Here is a 24,162-nt window from a genome sequence, read left to right on the forward strand (position 1 = left end):
CTGGCGTCAGGCCGCCGTGGCGGCGCGGCGGCGGGCGGCCCAGCCGAGCGCGCCGAGGCCGGAGACGAGGAGCAACGCGGCGGGAGGCAGGGGCACGGCGGAGATCCGCGCCGTCTCGAGGTCGACGGCGGCGAAGGAGCCCGGCTGCACGCAGTAGTCCGGCAGGCACTTGGCGAAGTCGAAGGCGAAGCTGGCGCCGTCGTTGACGAGGTGCGTCAGCGCCAGCGGCGCGGAAAGGTTGAGTCCGAAGGGCTGCCCGGGAAGCGCCTCGAACACCGTCTCGATGCGTCCCCCGGCCATGGCGTTGGCGCTGACCCGCCGCTCGGACTTGTTTCCGCCGAAGTAGGAGGTGACCAGGCTCTCGGCCGGCACGCTCTCCGTGACGCCGTGGATCTTGACGCTCGCCCGCAGGATCGGGTGGGTCCAGCCGTTGCCGAAGCCTCCCAGCGCATAGACGGACTTGCCTTCCGGATCGTCGTTGCGCTGGATCTCCACGCCGGGCTGGCGGACGTCGTAGTCGAACACCATGACGACCCGCCGATCCTTCAATCCGCGCCCCGCGGGCAGGCCGAACCTGCCGCTGTCGTTGACGCTCGCGTAGCTGTCGGAGACGCGGCCGGTGAGCTTCAGCTTCATGAACGCCGCCTCGGCCGGAGCGGCTGCGGCGATGGCCGCGCAGGCGGCGATGCACGATAGAATCGTTCCGGTCACCCGCATCGGAGCTTCTCCCCACCACACCGTTCGGCACGACCATAGCGCACGAACGCGTGAAAAGCGACGCGAGTCTCAGCGGCGCGTCATCCTCGCGGGAGCGCCGCGGCGGGGCGTTAGCCGGATGATCTTGCAGGTCGGGTCGGGGGCGGCCGCCGGCCGGGAAACCGCTGGAGTCGGCGGTCCGGCGGTTGGCGAGCGCCCGTGGACCTTGCCGGCCCCGTCGACGACATCGTGCGACGGGGCCTTCACTGGGCCGCGTCCCGGCCCCCGCGAAGGGGCCGGGCGGGCGTCAGGCGGCGGGCCGTCGCCGGGCCGAGCCAGGCGAGGCCGCCGAGGCCCGTCCCGAGGAGCAGGATCGCCGGCGGCAGCGGCACCACCGCCGCGACCTGCAGGGAGTCGAGATCGACGAAGCCGCGGGCGAAGCGGCCGTCCGGCGCGCAGTGGCTGATCCGGCACTCGCGCTGGAACAGGAAATAGCCCTCGGGGGGCATCCCCGCGAGCTCGGTCAGCGGGATCTCGGCCTCTAGGTCCGCGGGGTAGCGGATCGACGCGGCGAAGGGGTCCGATCCCGCGACGATCTGCCGCACGTCGTCGCGCGCGCTATTGTAGTATCGCGTCGAGAAGACCCGGAGCTTCTCCGAGCCGACCGCCGTCCCGAGATAGTCCACCGGCAAACGCTCGGTGACGCCGTTGATCCTGACCTGCGCCCGGACGATCGGCGACGGATTACCCGGGAAGTAGTCGCCGGTCCCGCCGGAGACCTCGGTCCTCACCGTTCCATCGGGCTTGACATAGGTGCGCGACGAGGTTCCGGCGAGGTTGTAGGTGAAGGTGAAGACGGCGCGCAGGCCGTCCAGCGAGTAGAGGCCGGTGCGGCCGAACTCGCCGGTGCGGTTCCGGCTGTCGGTTATGACGCCGGCATAGACCGCCCTCAGCGACGCGGCCCCGGCCGGTATGGCGGCGACCACCGTGCAGGCGACGACCGCCGCCAGGATGACGCGTGTTCTCATCATGATTCCCCCCACACCTTCGGGAGGGAGAGGGTAGCTCACGCGGGGGCGAGTATCGACCTTTTACCTGCGGCTCTCATCCCAAGGTCGCATCCAGGTGGTCGCCGAGGCGGAGCGTCAGCTGGATGATCGTGTAGGTCGGATTGGCGTGGCCGCCGGTCGGGAAGACGCTGGAGCCGGCGATCCAGAGGTTGGCCATCCCGTGGACCTTGCAGTCGCGGTCGACGACGCCATGCCGGGGATCGTCGGCCATGCGGGTGGTGCCCATGTGGTGCTTGCCGCCGACCTCGTCGTCGGCGATGCCCGGCCAGTCGAAGGGTTCGCGCAGCACCCAGTCGCGGATGCGGATGCGGCCGATGTCGTGCTCGGCCAGCATCTCGCCGAAGGCCAGGAGGGCCACGTGCTGGGTGCGCTTGTCGAGCTCGCCCAGCCGCCAGTCGAGGGCGGCGCGGCGCAGGCCGAAGCGGTCGGTCCCGGGGACGAGCAGCACGCGGCTGTCGGGGTTGAGCGCCTGCTCGTGGGCGAAGCGCAGGAGGCCGTCGAAGGCGACGCGCCCGTCGCCGCCGGGGGCGCAGCCGGGCGAGACGTCGGCGATCCGCTCGGCGAGGCGCAGCATGAACGGGTCGGTGCAGGCCGGGTCGCCGGCGATGGTGCCGAACTGGCGGAAGAACGGCTCGTCCATGCGCTCGATGCGCATCCCGAAGTTCAGGACCTCGTTCTCGGCCATGAAGGCCTCGGTGGGCGAGTAGAAGCTGAGCTTCGGCAGGTCGAAGGGCGAGCGGAAGATCGCCTCGGCCAGCACGAAATGCGGGTGCTCGCAGAAGTAGCGGCCGACGAGGCCGCTCCGGTTGCCGATGCCGCCCGGCGCCTGGCGGTCGAAGTTGAGCAGGAGCCGCGGGTTCTCGATGCCGCCGCAGGCGAGGACGTAGGCGCGCGCCGTGACGCGGAAGCCAGGGTCGTCCGCCGCCCAGCCGCGGAAGCGGGCGCCGGCGATCTCCGTCCCGTCCGGGGTCAGCTCGAGGTCGACGAGGTTGGCGTTGAGGCCGAGGGTGATGCGCTCCGAGGCGTCGAGCTCGGGGGAATACTTGTCGCGGAAGTTGGTGGGCGGCAGGCTGAAGCGGAAGAACACCTGGCGGAAGCCGTCGACCGCCTCGGCGTCGGTGCGGTCGGGCTCGGCGTGCGGGATGTCGAGGATGCCGTCGGCCTCGTCCGCGTAGGGGTCGAGCGCGGCCTTGTCGATCGGCCAGCCGCTCATCGGGTTCCACGACTTCGCCGCGAAGTCGGCGTCGTCGAGCGGCCGGCACCAGCCGCCCCAGTGGCCGGAGCTGCCGCCGAGGAAGCGCAGGCGCGGCACATCGAGCGGCCAGTAGTCGCGGCCGACGGGCTCGCCCTCGTAGATCTCCTGGCTCTCGGCGGTGATGTCCTCGCCGCCGCCCTCCATCAGCGCGACGTCGTGGCCGAGGACGGCGAGGCGGCGGGCGAGCGTGATGCCGGCGGGGCCGGCGCCGATCACGCAGACGTCGAAGCCGCGGGCGAAGGCGGCCCGGCCGGGGCCGTCGGCGTCAACGCGCAAGGCGGGCGATCTCGGCGAGGTCGCGGTCGGTGACGACCCAGCCGTCGACGATGCGGACAGCGGGACGGACGGCGGGACGGATGGCGGGACGGATGGCGGGGCGGATGGCGGGCGCGGCCGCGGCCGGCGCGGCGAGCGTGCGCGGCGTGGGCAGGAGGAGGGTGGCGAGGGCCGCGAGCAGGCGGCGGCGGTCGAGCATGGCGGATCCCTGGGCCTTGGGGCTGCCCCGGATTGAAGCGCCGCGGGCCAGGGTGTCAAGGCGCCGGGCCGCGGCGGCGGGCCGCCGGGGGGGGGGACGGACGGGCTGGGCGGCGCGCCAGCTTCGGCGAGACGGGGGTGTCGGATCGACGGAATCTTCCCAACCGCTTTGGTGATCTCCGCGGGCCAGGCGACCGCGAGGGGCGCCTCCTGCTGCCGCGCGACGCGCGGCTGTGGCTGCGATGAGGGTTTGCGCGAATCGCCGGGGGGCGGTATGTCGTGAACATTGAGAGAACATCGGAGGATGCGATGGGTGCCGAGGCGTTGAAGGCTACGGCTGGGAAGCTCGTGGCCAATTGCCGCGAGGGCCGGGAGATGGCGGGGCTGGACGAGCTCTACGACGAGGGCGCGGTCTCGGTCGAGGCGATGGACATGAACGGCCCCGGCACGGCGACGTCGCGCGGGCTCGCGGCGATCAAGGCCAAGCACGAGTGGTGGAACGGGGCCTTCGAGGTGACCGGGGGGAAGGTCGAGGGTCCGTATCTGCACGGCGCGGACCGGTTTGCGGTGATCTTCGCGATGGAGACGCGGAACCGCGAGACCGGCGAGACCGGCGCCATGCAGGAGGTCGCCGTCTACACGGTGAACGAGGCGGGCAGGATCGTCCGGGAGGAATTCTTCTACTGACCCCCGCCGGCTGGCCGCGGGGCGCTCAGGCGCCGGCGAGGGCGGCGGCGCGGACGGCTTCGGGGGAGAGGCGGAGATCGGCTGCGAGCCAGGCGGCCTCGGCGCGGCGGAGCGCGGCGCCGAGGGGCGGGCCGGAAAGCGGCAGCTCGGCGGCGCGGAGGGGGAGCCTCGCCGCGGCCCCGCGGGCGAGCTCGGCCTCGAGGCCGGCGGCCGGCGCGACGCCCTCGCGGGCGGCGCGGATCAGCGCGGCGTCGCGGGCGGCGTCGGGGCCGAAGCGGAAGGCGGCCGCGGCCGGGGCGAGCGGGGATTCTCCGGCCTCGACGACGGCGGCGAGCCCGCTTGCGTCGCTGCGGGAAAGGCGGAGGCGGTCGGGCCAGTCGGGGCCCGGGCCGAGCGCGGCGAGGCGGCGGCGCCAGGCCGGCGGCCAGCCGCCGGCGGCCTCGACATGGGCGAGCGGGCCGATGGCGCGGGGATCGGCCCCGGGCAGCACGCGGGCGAGGACGCCGCTCGCCGCCATGGCGGCGAGGGCGGCGGCGGGGTCCGGCGCCGCGAGGAGGCGGGCGATCTCGGCGCCGACGCGCTCGCGCGAGAGGCGGTCGACCCCCTCGGCGCCGGCGGCGCAGGCGGCGAGCCCCTCGGCGTCGATCCCGCCCCCGGGCGCGCCGAACCACGCGTGGAAGCGGAAGAAGCGCAGGATGCGCAGGTGGTCCTCGGCGATGCGCGCGTCCGGGTCGCCGACGAAGCGGACGCGGCCGGCGCGGAGGTCGGGCAGGCCGCCGAGCGGATCGACCACGGCGCCGTCCGGGCGGGCGTAGAGGGCGTTCATGGTGAAGTCGCGCCGGCCCGCGTCCTCGACGACGTCGTCGGAGAAGGCGACGACGGCGCGGCGGCCGTCCGTGGCGACATCGCGGCGGAAGGTGGTGACCTCGACCGGCGCGCCGCCGTGGACGAGGGTGACGGTGCCGTGCTCGATCCCGGTCGGCGCGGCGCGCAGGCCCGCGGCCTCGGCGAGCGCGATCACCTCGACCGGGCGAGCGTCGGTGGCGACGTCGATGTCGGCGGGGGCGCGGCCGAGGAGGGCGTCGCGGACGCAGCCGCCGACGAAGAGCGCCTGCCTGCCGGCGCCCTCGAGCAGGGCGCAGACGGCGCGGGGTCCGGGCGCGCGCAGCCACGGCGCGTCGATGCGGGCCGGCGCGTCCCGTGCCGGCCCGGAGTCGGCCGTGTCGGCTGGCGCGGGATCCGGGCCGGTCTGGCCGGCGACCGGGCGGGCCGACGCGGGGTCGGCCTCGGCCGAGGGGGCGGGCGAGCGGCGTCGCTCGGGATCCGGATCGGGGTCGGTCATGGGGCGAGGCGGTCGGCGAGGGATTTCAGCATCCGCGCGGTCGCCCCCCAGATGTAGTGGGGGCCGTAGGGGATGGCGTAGTACTGCCGCCAGCGGCCGTGCCAGCGCCGGCCGTGGACCTGGAGGTTGGAGGGCGCGAGCAGGAAGTCGAGCGGCACCTCGAAGATCTCGTCGACCTCGGCGCGGTCGAGGCGGGGGATGAAGGCGGCGGTGACGAGGCCGACGAAGGGCGTCACGCGGAAGCTCGTCACCGTGTCATGCGGGGCGAGGGCGCCGAGGATGCGCACCGCCGCGCGGGGGAGGCCGATCTCCTCCTCGGCCTCGCGCAGCGCGGCCGAGACGGCGTCGGGGTCGCCCGGGTCCTGCTTGCCGCCCGGAAACGCGACCTGGCCCGGGTGATGGGCGAGGCGGGCGGCGCGGCGCGTGAGGATGACGGCGAGCCGCGGCCCGCGCTCGACCAGCGCCACGAGGACCGAGGCGGGGCGCAGCGTCGTCACGCCGGGCGGGCGCATCTCCGGATCGAGGTCGAAGTCGGACGAGCCTCCCTCCGGCGCGGCGAGCGCCAGGGCGATGCTCTCCGCGTCGAGACGGCTCCGGTCCATGGCCGAGACATGACCCGGCGGCGATGGGGGCGCAAGGGGCGCGGCCCGCGCCGAGCGCGCGGCTGCAACCGGGCGGCCGGGCCGTAAGGTGGCGCGGCGAAACGGGAAGCGGCGCCGTGGCGGAGGCGGAGGCAGGCGGCGGGCCGGGACTCGCCGCGGCGCAGGCGATGATCGCCCTCGACCTGGTCTCAGTGGTGATGGTGGTCTTCCTCGTGCTGTTCCGGCTGGTCAGCGGCGTCGGCGCCTGCATCTACGCCGCGATCGGACTCGCGCCGATCGCCTTCCTCGCGACCGTCGCCTTCGCGAGCTACATCGAGCGCAGCCGGGGGGACGGCGGATGATCGAGTGGCTGGCCGCCGCGCTCATGGTCGCAGGCGGGGGCTTCTGCCTCGTCGCCGGCATCGGCCTGCTGCGGCTCCGCGACGTCTACGCCCGGATGCACGCCGCCACCAAGGCGGGCGCCCTCGGCCTCGGGCTCGTCCGCCTCGCCGCCGCGCTCCTCGCCGACACCTGGGCGGGCGTGGTCGTGCCGCTCGTCGTCCTCCTTTTCATGCTCGCCTCGGCGCCGGTGGGCGCGCACCTCATCGGCCGCGCCGCCTTCCGCACCGGCGCCCCCGTCGCCCCGGGAACGCAGGAGGACCCCGGCGCCGCGGCGTTCCGCACGCCCCCGGCGCCTGAATAACGGGCGCCCCCGGGGTTGCGACCGGGGTGGCTTTGTGATGGGTTCCGGCATCCCCGACCTGCGGAGTCGCACCCATGCTCGACACCACCGATCTCAAGTCCATGCTCGCGGATCCGGACCTGCTGCGCGAGCAGGCCTATGTCGCCGGCGAATGGGTCGGCGCCGACGCCGGGGGCAGCTTCCCGGTGACCAACCCCGCCCGCGGCGACGCCATCGCCAGCGTCCCCGACATGGGCGAGGCCGAGGCCGCCCGCGCCATCGAGGCGGCCTATGTCGCGCAGAAGCCCTGGGCGGCGCGGACCGGCAAGGACCGCGCCGCGGTGCTGCGCAAGTGGTTCGACCTGATGGTGGCGAACGCCGACGACCTCGCCGCGATCCTCACCGCCGAGATGGGCAAGCCGCTGGCCGAGGCGCGGGGCGAGATCCTCTACGGCGCCTCCTTCGTCGAGTGGTTCGCCGAGGAGGCGAAGCGCGTCTACGGCGAGACCATCCCCGGCCACCAGCCCGACAAGCGCCTCATCGTGCTGAAGCAGCCGATCGGCGTCGCCGCCTCGATCACGCCGTGGAACTTCCCCAACGCCATGATCGCCCGCAAGGTCGCCCCCGCGCTCGCCGCCGGCTGCGGCTTCGTGGCCAAGCCCGCCGGCGAGACCCCGCTCTCGGCGCTCGCCATGGCGGTGCTCGCCGAGCGCGCCGGCGTGCCGAAGGGCCTCTTCAGCGTCGTCACCTCCAAGTGGTCATCGAGGATCGGCAAGGTGTTCTGCGAGCACCCGAAGGTGCGCAAGCTCACCTTCACCGGCTCGACCGAGGTCGGGCGCATCCTGCTCGCCCAGGCGGCGGGGCAGGTGCTGAAATGCTCGATGGAGCTCGGCGGCAACGCGCCGTTCATCGTCTTCGACGACGCCGACCTCGACGCCGCGGCCGAGGGCGCGATCATCTCGAAATACCGCAACAACGGCCAGACCTGCGTCTGCGCCAACCGCATCTACGTCCAGTCCGGCGTCTACGACGCCTTCGCCGCGAAGCTCGCCGAGCGGGTGTCGAAGCTCAAGGTCGGCGACGGCTTCGAGCCCGGGGTGATCGAGGGGCCGCTGATCAACGCCGCCGCGCTGGAGAAGGTCGAGAGCCACGTCAAGGACGCCGTCTCCAAGGGCGCCAAGGTCGTCATCGGCGGCGGCCGCCATGCCCTCGGCGGCAACTTCTTCGAGCCCACGGTGCTGACCGGCGTGACCACCGACATGATCGTGACCCGCGAGGAGACCTTCGGCCCGGTCGCGCCGCTCTTCCGCTTCGAGGACGAGGCGGATGTGATCGAGCAGGCCAACGACACCATCTTCGGCCTCGCGAGCTACTTCTACGCCCGCGACCTCGGCCGGGTCTGGCGCGTCGCCGAGGCGCTGGAATACGGCATGGTCGGGGTGAACAGCGGCCTGATCTCGACCGAGGTGGCCCCGTTCGGCGGCGTGAAGCAGTCGGGCCTCGGCCGCGAGGGCTCGCGCCACGGAATCGAGGACTACCTGGAGATGAAGTACGTCTGCCTGTCGATCTGACAGGTTGTCGTTCTGCCCGTCGCCCGGGCGATCGCGCCGCCGCTGGCGCGACGCCGGGCTATTGCGGCTGTGAATTGCGCCGAGAAAGGTTTAAGAGGGGGCGACTGACGAACGCGTAGGGTGGCGGCATGAGTCTCGAGGTCGCGGCTACGACGGCCGTATCCGAGAGCGTGGCGCGGCTGCTCACGGCGCTGGGTCGCGACGGGGATCCTCTCGCCCCGGCGCTTCTTCGGCTCGACTGGGCGGCGGCGCTGCCGAACGCCGCTGCGCCGGGTTTCGTCTATCTCGCGGGCGCCTGCGGCGGCCTCGCCGTCGGCGGCGGCGGGCGCGACCTCGCCGAGGCCGCGGGCAAGCTCGCCGGCGAGGCGAGCGAGACGCTGGCCGGGATGAGCGCGGGCGGAGCGGCCGCCGCGCCGCCGGAGCTTTCCGTCGATCCACGTTTGCGAGCCGTCTGGGGCGAGGGGCCGGCCGTCCTCGGCTCTGGCCTCGCGCACGGGCGCCCGGTCGCGTTGCCGGCCGCGGCTGTGTTCCGCGACCTGCCGCTCGCGGCCGAGGCCCCGCCGCGCAGCCTCGGCGCAGGCGCGGGGCCGACCCCGGAGGCGGCCCGGCTCTCGGGCCTCCTGGAGCTGGTCGAGCGCGACGCCGCGGCTTCCTGGTGGAGCGGCGCCGTGCGGCCGCGGGCGGTCGGCGCGGAGGATCTGGCCGGGGCGGCGACGATGATGGCGGCGCTGCGGGCGGGCGCGCCGGGACCGGCGCGGCCGACGAGCTTCCTGCTGCTGCCCTCGCCGACCGGCCTGCCGGTGGCGGCGGCGCTGTCGCGCGACGGGACGGGCGAGGGCGGGCTCGTCGTCGGACTGAAGGCGGCGCTCGGGCTCGAGGCGGCGCTGGCCGGCGCCGCGCTGGAGCTGCTGCAGATGGAGATCGGGCTCGAGATCGTGCGGCTCCGCGCGAAGGCCGGCCGGGCCGCGCCGGAGGACGCGGCGACCCTGCGCCGCGCCGCCCTCGACGTCGACGCCACGCCCGCCTTCGCGCCGCTGCCGCCGCTCGCGGCCGCCGGGCCGCGCGTGGACGATCTTGCGGGCCTTGTCGCGCATCTCGCCCGGCTCGGGATCGAGCCGCTGGCGATCGACCTCGCCGGCCCGGATGCGCGGGCGGGCGGGCTCGCGGTCGCCAAGGTCTTCGCGCCCGGATTGCAGCCGATGCCCGGCCCGATGCGCGAACCGGGTCCGGCGCCGCTTCCCGGCGCGCCGGGCGCCGCGGCGGAGCTGTTCTGATGGACGCGACCGTCACCTCCAACGCGCTGCTGACCACCGTCGGGCCGGCGCGGCTGACGATCTCCGGCGTGGAGATCCCGCTCTCCGGGCGCAAGGCGCTGGCGATCATGGTCTATCTCGCGCTCCAGCCGGCGCGCTCGGAGAGCCGCGAGCGGATCGCCACGCTGCTCTGGAGCGATTCCGGCGCCGACCACGCCCGCGCGGCGCTGCGCCAGACCCTGCGCCGGCTCAAGGCCGACCTCGGCCCGGCGGAGGATCTGCTCGACGCCGACCGCAGCATGATCCGGCTGACCGCGCCGGTGCGGGTCGACGTCGTCGATGCGGCCGAGGCGGCGTCGCGGGGCGAGCCGCCGACGCTCCTCTCCCGCGACGACGCCGACCTCTCCCGGCTCTTCGCCGATTTCGAGGACCTCGACCCCGATTTCGACCTCTGGGTCGCCGTGCAGCGCGAGCGGCTGACCTCGCAGCTCGTCAACCGGCTGGAGGCGGCGATGAACGCGGCCGAGGGCCCCGACGCCCGGCTCGCGCTCGCCGAGGCGCTGACCCGCGCCGAGCCGACGCACGAGGGCGCCTGCCGCGCCGCCATGCAGGCGCATCTCGCGCGCGGCGACACCGTGCAGGCGATGCGCGTCTACGAGCGCCTCTGGAAGACGCTCGACGAGGAGCTCGACGTCGAGCCCTCGGAAAAGACCCAGGCGCTCTACGTCGCGATCAAGCAGGGCACGCTCCACCCCGTCGCCGTCGCAGCGGAGCCGGCGCCGGAGCCGGAGCCGGAGATCCTCGCGCCGATCGCCATCGTGGTCGAGGTCTCGCCGCCCGGCGACCTGCCGGCGTCCTGGCGCTACATCGCCGACACCTTCCGCCACGAGATGATCGGGGCGCTGTCGCGCTTCCGGGACTGGATGGTGATCGACGGGCCGCGGAACGGCTCCTCGCCGCCCACCTATCGCGCCTACGACCTGCGCATCGCCATGCACCACAGCCACGACCTGCTGGTGGTGGCGCTCACCCTCAACGACCAGCGGAGCGGCCGCTGCGTCTGGGCGGAGCGCGAGACAGCTGCTCTCGACGACCTGGTGCGCCTGCAACGCACGGCGCTGCGCAACCTCGCGGTGGCGCTCAACGTCCACCTGTCGACGCCGCGGCTCCAGACCGCGCGCGAGATCGAGAGCCCGATGGGGCGCAAGTACGAGCTCTGGCTGCTCGCGCAGGCGCTGACCAACGAGTGGCGGATGGGCTCGCGCCAGAAGGCGGACGGCATCCTGCGCGAGCTGATCGCCACGATGCCGGACTTCGCCCCCGCGCTGGTGACGCTCGCCATCAACATCAACGTCCGCCCGCTGATCTATCCCGGCGCCCGCAACGAGCGCGCCCGGCTCGAGGAATCGCTCGACCTCACCGCGCGGGCGCTGGCGATCGACCCGCTCGACAGCCGGGCGCATCTCTGCCGCTACTGGTCCTACGCCATGCTCGGCAAGCACGCCGCCGGCGTGTCGCACCTGTCGCTCGCGCTCGACCTGAACGAGAACGACCCCTGGACGATCATCTCCGCCGCCGCCGGCTTCGCCTTCGCCGGCGAGCGCGAGCGCGCCGCCGATCTCGTCGAGCAGGCGCGCGCCTTCGGGATGCGCCACTCCCGCGCGGCGCATGGCTACATCGCCACGGCGCTCCATCTCTGCGGCGAGCACGCCGCCTGCGTCGAGGCCGTCGAGGTGGCGGGAGACTCGATGATCGACCTCCCCGCCTGGGCGGCCGCGAGCCTGATCGACCTCGGCGACGAGGAGGGCGCGGGCGAGGCCATGGAGTCCTTCCTCTCGCTCGCCGCCTCGAACTGGGTGGGCAAGGAGCCCCCGACGGAGCGCGCGGCCATCGACTGGTTCATCGATGTCTTCCCGATCCGCAGCCCCGACATGGCCGCGAGCCTCCGCGGCAAGCTCGAGCGCGCCGCCGCCGCCGCCCGCCGCCGCCGCTGACCGGCCCGCCTGCAAAACCCCGCGCCCCCACGCGAAAAAAGCGGCGGCCGGAGCCGCCGCAGTCTGGTCAGGGAGGAAGCAAACCGGACGCGTCGGTTTGCGGCGGAGCCCGGCGCCTACTGGCAGCGGGCAATGGTGTAGTCGCCCATCCGGGCGAGGAAGATGTCGAGCGACGTCATCTCCGGCCCGAAATTGCGGTGGTAGATGTCGTCGTAGAACTTCGGCAGCTTGTAGGGCGGGGCCGGCATCGTCGTGCCGAGCTCGAGCTGGCGCTGGGTCTCCGCCATCAGCTCCTTCTCCGGCAGGCGCAGCACCAGCACGTCCGGCCGGCCCTCGACGAACATCACGTCCGTGAAGTTCGTCGGCACCTTGGCGATGCCGTCGAGCTGGTCGCGCAGCTCGCGGATGTCGCGGGGCCGGCAATCCTTGTTCTGGGTCCAGTCGGCGACGAGCTTGCCGAGCTCGATGTAGTCCGCGACCTCGAAGAGGCCGCTCGTCTGGGCGGGGGTCTGATCGTCGAGCATCTTGGTCTCCGATGGCTTGCGCTTGGAGGAGGCGGGGACGGACCGGGAGGGCTCGGCGGCGTGCAGCCGGGCCCCGTCGGGGAAGCGGTAGTGGCGTTGCAGGAAGCGCACGAGCTCGGTCATGCGCTCGGGGACGAGGCCGTGGAACGTCGCGTCGCGGGCGAGCGACAGGTCCTCGGCGGAGGCGGGCGCGGGCAGCGCCGCGCCCAGCGTCTCGGCGAGCAGGATCGACCCGACGGCGCCGAGATGCGCGCCCTCGCAGTCCTCGACCGCCTCGAGCATCAGGAAGAGCGTCAGCGGCGGATCCTCCGCCAGCGCCGTGCGCGTGCGGCCGGGGATCGCCACGTCCTCGAGCCAGTGCGCGAGCCGCTTGCGCCAGGCGCCCTCGCGATGGGCGAAGCAGCCCTTGAGGAGCCCCGGCTCCGCCGCGTCGATGCGCTCGACGAGGGTGCGCAGGCTCGGCATGGCGCCCTCGAGGCCGCTCGCCGCGCGGGTGCAGGCGAGGAGGTCGCGCAGCACGAGGCCGTCCGAGGGGGTCGGATGCTCCAGCCGCACCCCGCCGCCGAGGGCGAAGGGCCGGGCGATGTGCGGCCCGATGGCGCGCGCGTGCTGCACCCGCCCGTCGCCGAAGTCGAAGAACCGCCCGAAATCGAGCAGCCAGTCCTCGGTCAGCGGCATGTCCGCCGGCCGGCCGGAGCTGTTGTGCCGGATGAGCCCGCGCAGCCCCTCGAACTGCCGCTGGTCGTTGAGCGCATAGGTCTCGCGGACGAGGCCGTGGCCGATGCGCGCGACGCCGGTCATGAAGGCCCGCGGCAGGCGGGCGAGGCCGGCGCCGGACAGCAGCCGCGGCTCGGCGGCGACATAGCGCCCGCGCAGCCGCGGCGAGATCCAGCCGCCGATGACGTCGTTGACGAGCACGCTCCGGTAGACGTGCCGGGTGACCCGCTGCGCGGTCTCGAAGGCCGGCTCGGGCCGGATGCCCCGCTCGGTGAGCCCGCCGGCGACGGCGTTGTGCAGGAGCGCCCACAGCGTCTGGACCTGTCCGAGGATCAGGTTCGAGTCCGAGAAGGCGTTCGGCACCAGCACCTCGCTCCGCGCCTCGATGCCGTTCGCGTCGAGATGCGGGCACGAGGCGCGCGGCAGGTCGCGGGCGGCGCCCCAGGCCGGCGAGTTCCACGCCGGGCGGGCGCGGCCGATGCGCAGCAGGTGGCGCGGCTCGCCCGGGCCCTGCGGCACCTGGTAGGCGAAGGGGTCGTGGCGCGGGCCGTCGCCGTAGATCAGCGCGAGGTCGAGCTGCGGCCGGCCGTCGACGTCCTCGCGGCCGCGAAGATCGAGGTCGTGCGCGGCGAACTGGGTCAGGTAGGTGACGCCCGAGGGGATCGCGGAGAAGAGGCCGGGGCGGCGCGTCCGGCCGATCTTGGCCGCGACCGCGAGCAGCGCGTCACGGCCTTCGCCGTGCTCGGGATCGGCGAGGGCGGCGAAGGCCTCGCCTTCCCTTGCGTCGTCCACGATGGCCCTCATGGTCTGGCTTGCCTCGGTCGCGTCGTGCATGGCTTCCTCGCGTCTGCTGCGGTTCCCGCGTTTCGTTAACGAAGGTAAACCACCCCCCGCGTTACGCGAGCGTGACACATTCGTCTGGCGTGCAGACGCGAAGAATCGGCGCGCGCCGGCGCGCCGCAGCCAGGGCGATGTCTCGCGAGGACGGGGGCGCCGGGAGGCGGCTACTCGCCGGCGGGCGTGACGCCGCGGCCGAAGTCGGGGGCGGTGGTGTCCTGGCCCGCCTCGATGATGCCGCGGCGGATGGCGCGGGTGCGGGCGAAGTAGTCGCGCAGATGCGGTCCGTCGCCGAGCCGGATCGCCCGCTGCAGCGCGAAGAGCTCCTCGGTGAAGCGGCCGAGGATCTCGAGCGTCGCCTCCTTGTTCGACAGGAACACGTCGCGCCACATCGTCGGGTCCGAGGCGGCGATGCGGGTGAAGTCGCGAAAGCCCGCCGCCGAGTAGTTGATCACCTCCGACGCGGTCACCCGGCTGAGGTCGTCGGCCACGCCCACCACGGTGAAGGCGATCAGGTGCGGAACATGGCTCGTCACCGCGAGGACGAGGTCGTGGTGGTCGGCCTCCATCACGTCGACGCGGGCGCCGAGCGCGCGCCAGAACTCGCTCAGCTGCTCGACGGCGGCCGGGTCGGCCTCGGGCGGCGGCGTCAGCAGGCACCAGCGGTTGTCGAAGAGCGAGGCGAAGCCCGCCGCCGGGCCGGAATGCTCGGTGCCGGCGATCGGGTGCGCCGGGATGAAGTGCACGTCGGCCGGCAGGTGCGGGCCGACGCTCTCGATCACCGAGCGCTTGACCGAGCCGACGTCCGAGACCGTCGCGCCGCGCTTGAGGTTGATCGCCATCTCCTGCGCCACCTCGCCCATGGCGCCGACGGGCGTGCAGAGGATGACGAGGTCGGCGTCCTTCACCGCCTCGCCGACCGTCGCGAACACCTCGGCGATCCCGAGCTCCTGCGCCTCGCGCCGCGTCGGGGCCGAGCGGGCGTAGCCGGTGATGCGCGCCTCCATCCCGGCGCGGCGCATGGCGTGGCTGATCGAGGAGGCGATCAGCCCGAGGCCGATCAGCGCGACGTGACGATAGGCCATCAGACGGTGGCTCCGAGATGCGCATCGACGGCGGCGACGACACGGGCGCAGGCCTCCGCGTCTCCGACGGTGATGCGGAGGGCTTCGGGCAGGTTGAAGCTCGCCGCGCGGCGCACGATCAGCCCCGCGGCGCGCAGCGTGCGGTCGCAGGCGGCGGCGTCGGCGGCGTCGCGAAAGCGGGCGAGCACGAAGTTGGCCGCCGAGGGATCGGACGGCACGCCCCGCATCGCCAGCGCGTCGGCGAGCCAGGCGCGGTTGCGGGTGTTCTCGGCGCGGCACCAGGCGACATATGCCTGGTCCTCGACCGCCGCCTCGGCCGTGCGCAGCGCCGGGGTCGAGAGGTTGAACGGCCCGCGCATCCGGTTCAGCACGTCGATCACGTGCTCCGGCGCGAAGGCCCAGCCGATGCGCAGGCCCCCGAGCCCGTAGATCTTCGAGAAGGTCCGCGTCATCACCACGTTGTCGCGCGCGGCGACGAGCCGGGCATGGCCGTCGAAGCCGGGAACGTATTCCGCATAGGCCCCGTCGAGCACCAGCAGCGCCTGCGGCGGCAGCCCCCCGGCCAGCCGCGCCACCTCCGCCTCGGGCGTCAGCGCCCCGGTCGGGTTGTTCGGGCTCGCGAGGAACACCAGCCGGGTGCGCGGCCCGCAGGCGGCGAGGATGGCGTCGACGTCCGTCCGCCGCTCGCGCTCCGCCACCTCGACCGGCGTCGCCCCCGCGGCGCGCGCGCTGATGCGGTACATGCCGAAGGCGTGGTCGGTGAACACGACCTCGTCGCCCGCGCTGCAATAGGCCTGCGCGAGAAGCGCGATGATCTCGTCCGACCCGGCCCCGCAGACAAGGCGCTCCGGGTCGAGCCCATGCGCCCGCCCGATCGCCCCCCGGAGCCGGGCATGGCTCGATTCCGGGTAGACGTGCAGCTTGTCGGCGCTGTCGCGGAACGCGGCGAGCGCCGCCTGTCCCGGCCCGAACGGATTCTCGTTCGAGCTGAGCTTCAGCGGCGCGGCCGCGCCGGGCAGGGTCGCCTCGCCGGCCTGGTAGGCCGCGATGTCGAGGACGCCCTCGCGGGGGCGGATCATGTCGTGGGGCGCGCGCATCGGCGGTCTTCTAGCGGCGCCGGCGGCGCGGTTCCAGACCCATCGCGGCCGGGCGACCGCGCCGCGGCGATTCGTGCTAGGATGCGCGCGCATTTTGATCACGGAGCCTTCGATTATGGACATCGCCCGCAGCTATCTCGGCAGAACCTTCACGATCGATGACGACGACGCCCGCCTGCGCCAGAACGGCGACCTCATGGCGTTCATCCCCGTCGCCGGCGGATTCCAGAAGATCCCCCGCGGCGCCAAGGTGCGCATCGCCGAGGTGCGCCGCGTCGAGACCGGCTCCAAGGCCGGCATCGTCTTCGGCCTCGCCCTCGGCGAGGACGGCGCGCGAATCGGCTGGACCTCGACCCGCAACCTCGCCGGCCGCTTCGTCAACGTGACCATCGGCCCGCTGCCCCCGAACCCCAACGCCAACCAGTTCGGCCCGAACGCCGCCTGGTCCGGAGGCAGCTTCGTCGGCCAGGTCGACCTCGCCGAGATCGTCGACGCCACCCACGAGATCGAGCGCGTGGCGATGAACACCCTTGCGCCCTACTTCGCCCTCTGCGACGCCGCCGACGACGACGGGATAGTGGTCCGCATCAACAGCGGCTTCCGCTCCTATGGCGAGCAGAAGGCGCTGCACGACGGCTTCGTGCGCAAGCTCCCCGGCTTCAACCTCGCCGCCAAGCCCGGCTTCTCCAAGCACCAGAACGGCCTCGCCTTCGACATCGACGTGCCCGGCGGCGACGGCAACCCGACCTACGAATGGCTGAAGCGCCGCGCCACCGGCTTCGGGTTCGTCCGTACCGTCAGCGGCGAGCCCTGGCACTGGGAGCACGACCCCGCACGCGCCGAGGCCGCGCGCCGGGCGGGGACGTTCAAGACGCCGAACGTCCAGCGCTGACAACGCCGGCGCGGGTCAACGATTCGTTGACCCCTACGTGATCACGTGGTTGCAGGTAGGCGGATCTCCGCCTACATGCCCGCCCGTCGTCACCCGGAGCCCTGCCATGATCCCCCGCCTGACCGCCATCGCGGCCGCCCTTCTCGCCTCGCTCGTCGCCGCCGGCGCCTCCGCCGCGACGCTGCGCGAGGCCGACATGTCGGGCGGCGCCTTCAGCGGCTCGTGGAAGTCGCCGACTGCGGTCGGCCGCGACGTCGACGTCATCGAGGGCGTCGGCGAGGGCAACCGCTACGACATCTTCGCGCTGTCGCTGCCGACCGGCGCGCAGAAGCTCACGTTCGACTTCACCGCGCCGGCGAAGTACGATTGGTCCTACTCGGCCGGCGGCCAGATCCTGACCTCGGAGAAACCCTTCCAGTGGGACTGGGACGGCAAGTATGCGAGCGGCGTGCAGGTCGACTACTACAAGCCGGCCCAGTCGGTGACGCTCGACCTTGCCGACAGCTTCGGCGGCACGCTCTACCTCGCGCTCGCCTTCACCCACGGCAAGGACCTCGCCTACCACGTCTCGCTGCCCGGCAACGCCGCGCCGGTCCCCTCGACCCCGGCCCCCGCGCCGGTGCCGCTGCCCGCGGGCTTCCTGCTGATCGGCTCGGCCGCCGCGGCGCTCGCCGGCGTCCGCTTCGCCCGCCGGGGCGCCAAGGCGGCGTGACCTCCGCCGCCGGGGGTCCCCGCCCGGTCGCCGGCCGCCGCCCCGACCGCCCCGACCGCCGCGCCGCCGCGGAGGCCGCATGACCGCCGGGCGCGACGACCACGCCCCCGCCGCCCGCGGCGATCGCCTGACCTGGGAGATCGTCGAGGCCCTGCCCCCCGAGGGCGGCCCCGCCGCCGACATCGTCTACCGCCGCCGCGAGCTGCGCCCCCGCGCGCAGCGCCGCGTCGTCCCGCGCGACGCCGCCGACGCCTTCGTCGCCGCGAGCCTCGCCGCGCTCGCCCGCACCGCGCCGCCGCGCGCCTGGGAGGCCTGGTGCCGCCGCCTCGCCGCCAGCCCGATCCGCCGCCCCCGCGAGGACGTAGCCCACCTCCGCGCCGGCCTCGCCGCCGCCGGCCTCGCCGCGCCGGCCGACCCCCGCGCCGTCGTCGACCGCCTGCGCGCCGGCTACTTCCGTCAGCAGATGCTGACCGCCGCCGAGCTCGCCGGCCGGCTCGACCCGGCGATCGACTTCCCCGCCGACGACCTCGCCCGGCTCCGCGCCGCGATCGACCGGGGCAGGGGGGCGATCCTCTGGGTCGACGACACCTTCTCCGGCCCGCTCCTCTCCAAGCGCGCGCTGGCCGCCGCCGGCCTGCCGCCCGCCCATGTCAGCTCGCACCTCCACGGCGTCTCGCTCTCCCGCTTCGGCGTCGCCGTGCTCAACCCCGGCGTCATCCGCGCCGAGAACCGCCACCTCGCCGAGCGCCTGGTCTTCGAGGGCGGCGAGACGGCGGACGTCATGCGCCGCGTCCTGCGAACCCTGCGCGCCGGCGGCGTCGTCACCATGACCAACGGCCTCTTCTCCGGCGGCGGCTTCATCGAGACGCCGTTCGGCCCCGACGGCTGGGTCAGCCTCTCCACCGGCGCCCCCGGCCTCGCGCTCCGCCACGGCGCCGCGCTCTTCCCCCTCGCCGCGATCGAGGTCGAGCCGTTCCGCCGGTACCGGATCGCCCTCGGCCCCGAGGCCGCTCCCGCGGAACGCGGCACGGGCAACGCCGCCGTGGCCGCCCTCGCCCGCGGCGTCGCCGCCGGCCTGCGCGAGCGGGTCCGCGCCTTTCCCGAGCAATATCCCGGCATCCTCGGCGGGCGATTCTCCGCCACCCGCTTCCCGAAAGAGCGCGGATTAACGATAAAGCCTGTCGACATTGTAGAGTAGCGCGCTACCATCGCTTCCGGTCCCCACGGGAGCGCGAAGGATGCCATGCCCACGACAGCCCGCCCCCGCCGCGCGCCGCCATGCTGACGCGGCACGGCAAGCTCGGCCTGCGGGCGCTGCTCAGCCTCGCCACGCTCGACGCCGGCCGCTGGGCGACGGCGGCGGAGCTGGCGGCGGACCTCGCCGCCCCCCGCGGCGCCCTCGATGCGGTGCTGCGCGACCTCCGCAGCGGCGGCTTCGTCGCGACCCGAACGGCGCGGGGCGGCGGCTACCGCCTGCTGCGCCCCGCCGGGGAGGTCATGGTCGGCCACGCGCTCCGCGTGGTGAACGGCCCGCTCGCCCCGATCGCCTGCGCCAGCCGCAGCGCCCATGCCCCCTGCAACGACTGCCCGGACGAGGCGACCTGCGCCATCCGAGCGCTGATGCTCGACGTCCGCAACGCCATCGCCGGGGTGCTCGACGCCACAAGCCTCGCCGACCTCGCGCCCGCGCCGGAACCGGCGGAGGCGCGGGGATGACAGCGGAGGCCCGGCCATGACCTGCCGCCACGTCATCGTCGTCGGCGGCGGCGCGGCCGGCGCCCTCGCCGCCCTGCACCTGCTGCGCGTCCGCGCCGACGGCTTCTGGGTCACCATGGTCGATCCCGCCGGGCGGCTCGGCCGCGGCGTCGCCTACGGCACGGACTCGCCCTCGCACCTCCTCAACGCCCGCGCCCGCTCGATGAGCGCCTTCGAGGACCAGCCCGGCCACTTCACCGACTGGCTCGCCGCCGCCGGCCTCGGCCACGACCCCGACCGCTACGCCGAGCGCCGGCTCTACGGGCGCTACCTCGAGGAGGCGCTCCGGCCCTACGCCGCCGGCGGCGGCGACGGGCGGCTCGCCCATATCCGCGGCGTCGCCCGCGAGATCGTCGAGACCGGCCACGGCGTGCGGGTCGAGCTCGCCGACGGCGCGGCGATCCTCGGGCAGGCCGCGATCCTCGCCGTCGGCCACGGCCTGCGCCCCGAGCTGCCACGGCCCGCGACGGCGCCGGCGGAGGGCGACGTCCTCATCCTCGGGACCGGCCTCGGCATGGTCGACGCCGCGCTCGACCTCCTCGACGCCGGCCATCCCGGCCCGATCGTGGCGCTGTCGCGCCGCGGCCTCGCGCCGCAGCCGCACGGGCCGCGCGTGGCGATGCGGCTCGAGCCGGCCGACATCCCGCTCGGCACCCATCTCACCTGGCTGATGCGCTGGCTCCGCGCCGAGACCCGGGCGCTGGCGCTGACCGGGGCCGCCTGGGGCGACGTCGTCGACGCGCTGCGCCCGCACGTGCCGGCGATCTGGGCGAGCCTGCCCCTCGACGCCCGCCGCCGCTTCCTCCGCCACGCCCGTCCGTGGTGGGACGCCCATCGCCACCGCATGGCGCCCGAGGTGGCGCGCCGCATCGCCGCGGCCCGCGCCGAGGGCCGCCTGCGCGTCCTCGCCGGCCGCGTCGTCGAACGCCGCGACGGGCCGGACGGCGCCGCGGTCACCTGGCGCGCCCGCGGCTCGGGCGAGCTGCACAGCCGCCGCTTCGCCGCGGTGATCGACTGCACCGGCCCGCGCTCCGGCCCGGTCGCGGCCGATCCCCTCGTCGCCTCCCTCGTCGCCGCCGGCGCGGCGCGGCCCGACCCGCTCGGCCTCGGCCTCGAGGTCACCCCCGACCTCGCGCCGCTCCGCCCGTCCCGCGCCAGCCCCTCGGGCCGCCTCCTCGCCGTCGGTCCGCTCACCGCACCGCTGGCCTGGGAGACCTACGCCATCCCAGAGATCCGCGCCCAATGCGCCCGCGCCGCCCGTCTCCTCGCCGAGGCCATCGACCCCGGCATCGCGCTCCCCGCCGGCCGCGTGGAGGTCCGCCGCTGGTCAGCCCTCGACTAGCCCCGCCGCGCCCGGGCCGCCACCCCCAAGGCGGCCCGCGTGATCTAGCATAATGTAATGAAATCAATTATATAACCAGTGCCCACGCGTGGAAACGGGCAAGAGGCCCTGTCCCGCAGGAACGCCGGACGGGGGCCGCGCGCCGGCGCGGCCAGCCCCGCCATGCGCCGGCGCCGGTCGTGGCGCGGCTGGCGTCGGAATCGCAGTTTACCGCGCCCCGGAGATCGCCGAGATTGGCCGGCGTCGCGCCGCGACGGCCGCTCGCCCCCGGAGGCGGGCGGGGCGTCCCGGGCGAGGCGCAAACCGCCACAGGAGACGACCCATGCCCCGCGCGCTGTCCTCCGCCCTCGCCCTCGCCGTCGCCCTCGCGGCAGGGGGCGCCTTCGCCGCCGACCCGGAATCCTGCCGCACCGTGCGGCTGTCGGACCCAGGCTGGACGGACATCACCTCGACGAACGCCATCGCCGCCACCGTGCTCGACGCCCTCGGCTACCAGGCCGACATCGCCACCCTCTCGGTGCCGATCGGCTACGAGGGCATGAAGAAGGGCGACATCGACGTCTTCCTCGGCAACTGGATGCCGGCGCAGACGAAATTCCGCGAGGACCTCGACGCCTCCAAGGCCGCCGAGGTGCTGAACCGCAACCTCGAGGGCGCGAAGTTCACCCTCGCCGTCCCCGCCTACGTCGCCGAGGGCGGCGTGAAGGACTTCGCCGACCTCGCCGCCCACGCCGACGCCTTCGACCACAAGATCTACGGCATCGAGAGCGGCGCCCCGGCCAACACCAACATCGCCAACATGATCAAGGCCAACGACTTCGGCCTCGGCGACTGGAGCGTGGTGGAATCGGGCGAGCAGGCGATGCTCGCCCAGGTCACTCGCGCCGAGCGCGGCGAGGACTGGATCGTCTTCCTCGCCTGGGCGCCGCATCCGATGAACGTCGCCCACGACCTCGTCTACCTCTCCGGCGGCGACGCCTATTTCGGCCCGAACTACGGCGGCGCGGAGGTATTCACCCTGGCGCGCACCGGCTGGGCCGAGGAATGCCCCAACGCCGCGACCTTCTTCCGCCAGCTCACCTTCGACATCGACGCCGAGAACGCCATGATGGGCCGCATCCTCGACGACGGCGAGGACCCGGGCGACGCGGCGGCGGCGTGGCTGAAGGAGAACCCCGGCGTGCTCGACGGCTGGCTCGCCGGCGTCACCACCCTCGGCGGCGAGCCCGGCCTGCCGGCGGTCAAGGCGGCGCTCGGGCTCTGAGCGCCGGCATGGGGCGGCCGAACGTCCTGATCCTGATGGTCGACCAGCTCGCCGGGACGCTGTTCCCGGACGGGCCGGCCGACTTCCTGCACGCTCCGAACCTCAGGGCGCTGGCGGCGCGCTCGACGCGCTTCGCCAACGCCTACTGCCCGAGCCCGCTCTGCGCCCCGGCGCGCGCCTCGATCATGTCGGGGCGGCTTCCGAGCCAGACCGGGGTCTACGACAACGCCGCCGAGTTCCCCTCCGACATCCCCACCTTAACCCACGTCCTGCGCCGCGCCGGCTACCGCACCATCCTGTCGGGCAAGATGCACTTCGTCGGCCCCGACCAGCTCCACGGCTTCGAGGAGCGGCTGACGACCGACATCTACCCGGCCGACTTCGGCTGGACCCCGGACTGGCGCGACCCGGAGACGCGCATCGACTGGTGGTGGCACAACCTCGGCTCGGTGACGGGCGCCGGCGTCGCCGAGATCACCAACCAGCTCGAGTACGACGACGACGTCGCCTACCAGGCGGTCGCCCGCATCCGCGACCTCGCGCGCCGCGCCGACGACCGTCCCTGGTGCCTGACCGCGAGCTTCACCCATCCCCACGACCCCTACGTGGCGCGGCGGAAATACTGGGACCTCTACGCCGACTGCCCGGCGCTCGACCCGGAGATCGCCCCGATCCCCTACGCCGAGCAGGACCCGCACTCGCAGCGGCTGATGCGCGCCTTCGACCACGCCGCCTTCGAGATCACGCCCGGGCACGTCCGGGCGGCGCGCCGCGGCTACTTCGCCTCGATCTCCTACGTCGACGAGAAGATCGGCGAGATCCTCGCCACGCTGGAGAGCTGCGGCTTCGCCGAGGACACCATCGTCGTCTTCCTCTCCGACCACGGCGACATGCTCGGCGAGCGCGGCCTGTGGTTCAAGATGAGCTTCCGCGAAGGCTCCGCCCGCGTCCCCTTCACCATCGCCGCCCCCGGGCTGAACGTGGAGCTGCACGCGCAGGCCGTCTCCACCCTCGACCTGATGCCGACGCTGGCGGCGCTCACCGGCGCGGATCTCGGCGAGGCGGCGGCCGGTCTCGACGGCATGAGCCTCGTCGACGTGGTGAACTGGCATCGCCCGCGCGGCACCGTGCAGATGGAATACGCCGCCGAAGGCTCGACCGGGCCGATGGTCTGCGTGCGCATCGGCCGCTGGAAGCTCGTCGTCTCGCCCGGCGAGCCGCCGCAGTTCTTCGACCTTGCCGACGACCCGGAGGAGCTCGAGAACGTCGCCGCCGACCCCGGACGCCGCCCGATCGTCGACGGCCTCCTGCGCGCCGTAGCCGAGCTCTGGGACCTCGGCCGCTTCGACGCCGAGGTCCGCGACAGCCAGGCCCGGCGGCGGGTGATCTACGAAGCCCTGCGCGTCGGCGCCTACACGCCCTGGGACCACCAGCCCTTCCGCCCCGCCGCGGAGCGCTACATGCGCAACCACATGGACCTCAACGTCGTCGAGTCCCGCCAGCGCTACCCCCGCGAGGACGGCTGAGCCGCCCGATCGCCGGGGCAGGGGCGCCGCCCGCGCCGCACTCCCCCTTCAGGCATTCATACTGGCTTGAAATCTATCGGGCAGGCGCCTCCCCGCCAAAGGGCGGGGAGGAAACAAAGACTCGCGGCCGCTTGCGGCCGCTCGGCAGGGCGGCCGCAAAGGCGGCCGACCGCCAGCGCCGGCCGAGCGGGGGGCGCCTTGCGCGCCTCCCCGAGGCCGGCGCTTCCCCCCGCCGCCGCCGGTCAGACGCCGCGGGTGATGGCCGCGACGCCGGTGCGGGCGATGTCGACGAGGCCGAGCGGGCGCATCAGCGACACGAAGGTGTCTACCTTGTCCGGCGCCCCGGTGATCTCGAAGACGAAGCTCTCGAGCGTGGTGTCGACGATGCGGGCGCGGAACACCTCCGCCATGCGCATCGCCTCGACCCGCTTGTCGCCGGCGCCGGCGACCTTGATCAGCGCCAGCTCGCGCTGCACCGAGGGACCCTCGACCGTCAGGTCATGCACCTCATGCACCGGCACCAGCCGGCCGAGCTGCGCCTTGATCTGCTCGATCACCGCCGGCGTGCCGGTGGTGACCACGGTGATGCGCGAGAGATGGCCCTCGTGGTCGGTCTCGGCCACGGTCAGGCTGTCGATGTTGTAGCCGCGCCCGGAGAACAGGCCGATGACCCGCGCCAGCACGCCGGCCTCGTTGTCGACGAGGACCGCGAGCGTATGGGTCTCCTGATGATCGCCGAGCGGGTTGCGCAGGTCGTAGGCGCTGTGGCGGGAGGCGTTCTTGCGGATGTGCAGGGCGTTCATGCG

Annotated in this window: 23 protein-coding genes; 13 read left to right on the forward strand and 10 right to left on the reverse strand. The window is 74.0% G+C overall.

Annotation, left to right across the window (positions count from 1 at the left end):
• Positions 1-6 precede the first annotated feature (6 nt).
• The 4 genes from KBB57_RS12655 to KBB57_RS12670 form a co-directional block, all read right to left on the reverse strand.
• Positions 7-717, reverse strand: coding sequence for a hypothetical protein (locus KBB57_RS12655; RefSeq protein WP_290750658.1), 711 nt, complete (start codon positions 715-717; stop codon positions 7-9).
• A 242-nt stretch (positions 718-959) separates the two neighbouring features.
• Positions 960-1,727 (reverse strand): hypothetical protein, encoded by a 768-nt coding sequence (locus KBB57_RS12660; protein ID WP_290750660.1) that lies wholly within the window; start codon positions 1,725-1,727, stop codon positions 960-962.
• A gap of 73 nt (positions 1,728-1,800) precedes the next feature.
• The gene (locus KBB57_RS12665) at positions 1,801-3,297 is read right to left on the reverse strand and encodes a GMC oxidoreductase (RefSeq protein ID WP_290750662.1); all 1,497 of its coding nucleotides are present in this window, start codon (positions 3,295-3,297) and stop codon (positions 1,801-1,803) included.
• Positions 3,287-3,496 (reverse strand): hypothetical protein, encoded by a 210-nt coding sequence (locus KBB57_RS12670; protein ID WP_290750663.1) that lies wholly within the window; start codon positions 3,494-3,496, stop codon positions 3,287-3,289. Before KBB57_RS12670 ends, KBB57_RS12665 begins: the two co-directional genes overlap by 11 nt.
• A 374-nt stretch (positions 3,497-3,870) precedes the next feature.
• On the opposite strand from KBB57_RS12670, the gene KBB57_RS12675 reads away from it, so the two are divergent.
• On the forward strand, positions 3,871-4,182 hold the full coding sequence (locus KBB57_RS12675) for a SnoaL-like domain-containing protein (protein ID WP_290750665.1): 312 nt from the start codon (positions 3,871-3,873) through the stop codon (positions 4,180-4,182).
• Between the two features lie 25 nt (positions 4,183-4,207).
• Here the strand turns inward: KBB57_RS12675 and KBB57_RS12680 are convergent, their stop codons facing one another.
• Together KBB57_RS12680 and KBB57_RS12685 are read right to left on the reverse strand one after the other, a co-directional pair.
• Positions 4,208-5,524: a CCA tRNA nucleotidyltransferase gene (locus tag KBB57_RS12680; protein ID WP_290750667.1), complete on the reverse strand. Its 1,317-nt coding sequence runs from the start codon at positions 5,522-5,524 to the stop codon at positions 4,208-4,210.
• Positions 5,521-6,126, reverse strand: coding sequence for a CoA pyrophosphatase (locus tag KBB57_RS12685; protein ID WP_290750670.1), 606 nt, complete (start codon positions 6,124-6,126; stop codon positions 5,521-5,523). Before KBB57_RS12685 ends, KBB57_RS12680 begins: the two co-directional genes overlap by 4 nt.
• Positions 6,127-6,242: 116 nt before the next feature.
• Between KBB57_RS12685 and KBB57_RS12690 the strand changes: the two genes are divergently transcribed.
• The 5 genes from KBB57_RS12690 (at position 6,243) to KBB57_RS12710 (ending at position 11,605) form a co-directional block, all read left to right on the forward strand.
• Complete coding sequence (locus KBB57_RS12690; RefSeq protein WP_290750673.1) at positions 6,243-6,467, forward strand: monovalent cation/H+ antiporter complex subunit F; 225 nt, start codon at positions 6,243-6,245, stop codon at positions 6,465-6,467.
• Positions 6,464-6,808 carry a monovalent cation/H(+) antiporter subunit G gene (mnhG, locus tag KBB57_RS12695; RefSeq protein WP_290750676.1) on the forward strand — a complete coding sequence of 115 codons (345 nt, stop codon included), beginning with the start codon at positions 6,464-6,466 and terminating at the stop codon, positions 6,806-6,808. The genes KBB57_RS12690 and mnhG overlap by 4 nt, the downstream gene beginning before the upstream one ends.
• Before the next feature lie 74 nt (positions 6,809-6,882).
• The gene (locus KBB57_RS12700; protein ID WP_290750678.1) at positions 6,883-8,358 is read left to right on the forward strand and encodes an NAD-dependent succinate-semialdehyde dehydrogenase; all 1,476 of its coding nucleotides are present in this window, start codon (positions 6,883-6,885) and stop codon (positions 8,356-8,358) included.
• Between the two features lie 128 nt (positions 8,359-8,486).
• Positions 8,487-9,632 (forward strand): YcaO-like family protein, encoded by a 1,146-nt coding sequence (locus KBB57_RS12705; protein ID WP_290750680.1) that lies wholly within the window; start codon positions 8,487-8,489, stop codon positions 9,630-9,632.
• Complete coding sequence (locus KBB57_RS12710; protein WP_290750683.1) at positions 9,632-11,605, forward strand: BTAD domain-containing putative transcriptional regulator; 1,974 nt, start codon at positions 9,632-9,634, stop codon at positions 11,603-11,605. Before KBB57_RS12705 ends, KBB57_RS12710 begins: the two co-directional genes overlap by 1 nt.
• 116 nt (positions 11,606-11,721) lie before the next feature.
• Here the strand turns inward: KBB57_RS12710 and KBB57_RS12715 are convergent, their stop codons facing one another.
• The 3 genes from KBB57_RS12715 to hisC all read right to left on the reverse strand — a co-directional run bounded on the left by KBB57_RS12715 (position 11,722) and on the right by hisC (position 15,865).
• Positions 11,722-13,680: a hypothetical protein gene (locus KBB57_RS12715; protein ID WP_290750686.1), complete on the reverse strand. Its 1,959-nt coding sequence runs from the start codon at positions 13,678-13,680 to the stop codon at positions 11,722-11,724.
• Positions 13,681-13,850: 170 nt separating this feature from the next.
• On the reverse strand, positions 13,851-14,768 hold the full coding sequence (locus tag KBB57_RS12720; protein ID WP_290750688.1) for a prephenate/arogenate dehydrogenase family protein: 918 nt from the start codon (positions 14,766-14,768) through the stop codon (positions 13,851-13,853).
• Positions 14,768-15,865, reverse strand: coding sequence for a histidinol-phosphate transaminase (gene hisC / locus KBB57_RS12725; RefSeq protein WP_290750691.1), 1,098 nt, complete (start codon positions 15,863-15,865; stop codon positions 14,768-14,770). The genes KBB57_RS12720 and hisC overlap by 1 nt, the downstream gene beginning before the upstream one ends.
• Positions 15,866-15,980: 115 nt before the next feature.
• Here hisC and KBB57_RS12730 point away from each other — a divergent pair, with 115 nt between their 5' ends.
• From KBB57_RS12730 to betC, 7 genes are all read left to right on the forward strand, one after another.
• A complete protein-coding gene (locus tag KBB57_RS12730; RefSeq protein WP_290750694.1) occupies positions 15,981-16,757 on the forward strand; it encodes a D-alanyl-D-alanine carboxypeptidase family protein in 777 nt (258 codons plus the stop codon).
• Positions 16,758-16,863: 106 nt separating this feature from the next.
• Positions 16,864-17,469: a hypothetical protein gene (locus tag KBB57_RS12735; protein ID WP_290750696.1), complete on the forward strand. Its 606-nt coding sequence runs from the start codon at positions 16,864-16,866 to the stop codon at positions 17,467-17,469.
• A 79-nt stretch (positions 17,470-17,548) separates the two neighbouring features.
• Complete coding sequence (locus KBB57_RS12740) at positions 17,549-18,667, forward strand: hypothetical protein (RefSeq protein ID WP_290750698.1); 1,119 nt, start codon at positions 17,549-17,551, stop codon at positions 18,665-18,667.
• Between the two features lie 80 nt (positions 18,668-18,747).
• On the forward strand, positions 18,748-19,185 hold the full coding sequence (locus KBB57_RS12745) for an Rrf2 family transcriptional regulator (RefSeq protein WP_290750701.1): 438 nt from the start codon (positions 18,748-18,750) through the stop codon (positions 19,183-19,185).
• 16 nt (positions 19,186-19,201) lie between these two features.
• A complete protein-coding gene (locus KBB57_RS12750) occupies positions 19,202-20,566 on the forward strand; it encodes an FAD/NAD(P)-binding protein (RefSeq protein WP_290750704.1) in 1,365 nt (454 codons plus the stop codon).
• Positions 20,567-20,888: 322 nt separating this feature from the next.
• Positions 20,889-21,830, forward strand: coding sequence for a choline ABC transporter substrate-binding protein (gene choX, locus KBB57_RS12755; protein ID WP_290750706.1), 942 nt, complete (start codon positions 20,889-20,891; stop codon positions 21,828-21,830).
• Between the two features lie 8 nt (positions 21,831-21,838).
• Complete coding sequence (gene betC, locus KBB57_RS12760; protein ID WP_290750709.1) at positions 21,839-23,356, forward strand: choline-sulfatase; 1,518 nt, start codon at positions 21,839-21,841, stop codon at positions 23,354-23,356.
• Between the two features lie 242 nt (positions 23,357-23,598).
• Here the strand turns inward: betC and ilvN are convergent, their stop codons facing one another.
• Positions 23,599-24,159 (reverse strand): acetolactate synthase small subunit, encoded by a 561-nt coding sequence (ilvN, locus tag KBB57_RS12765; protein WP_290750711.1) that lies wholly within the window; start codon positions 24,157-24,159, stop codon positions 23,599-23,601.
• Positions 24,160-24,162: the final 3 nt, after the last annotated feature.

This window comes from Amaricoccus sp. (genome assembly GCF_017993425.1).
Taxonomy (GTDB): Bacteria; Pseudomonadota; Alphaproteobacteria; order Rhodobacterales; family Rhodobacteraceae; genus Amaricoccus.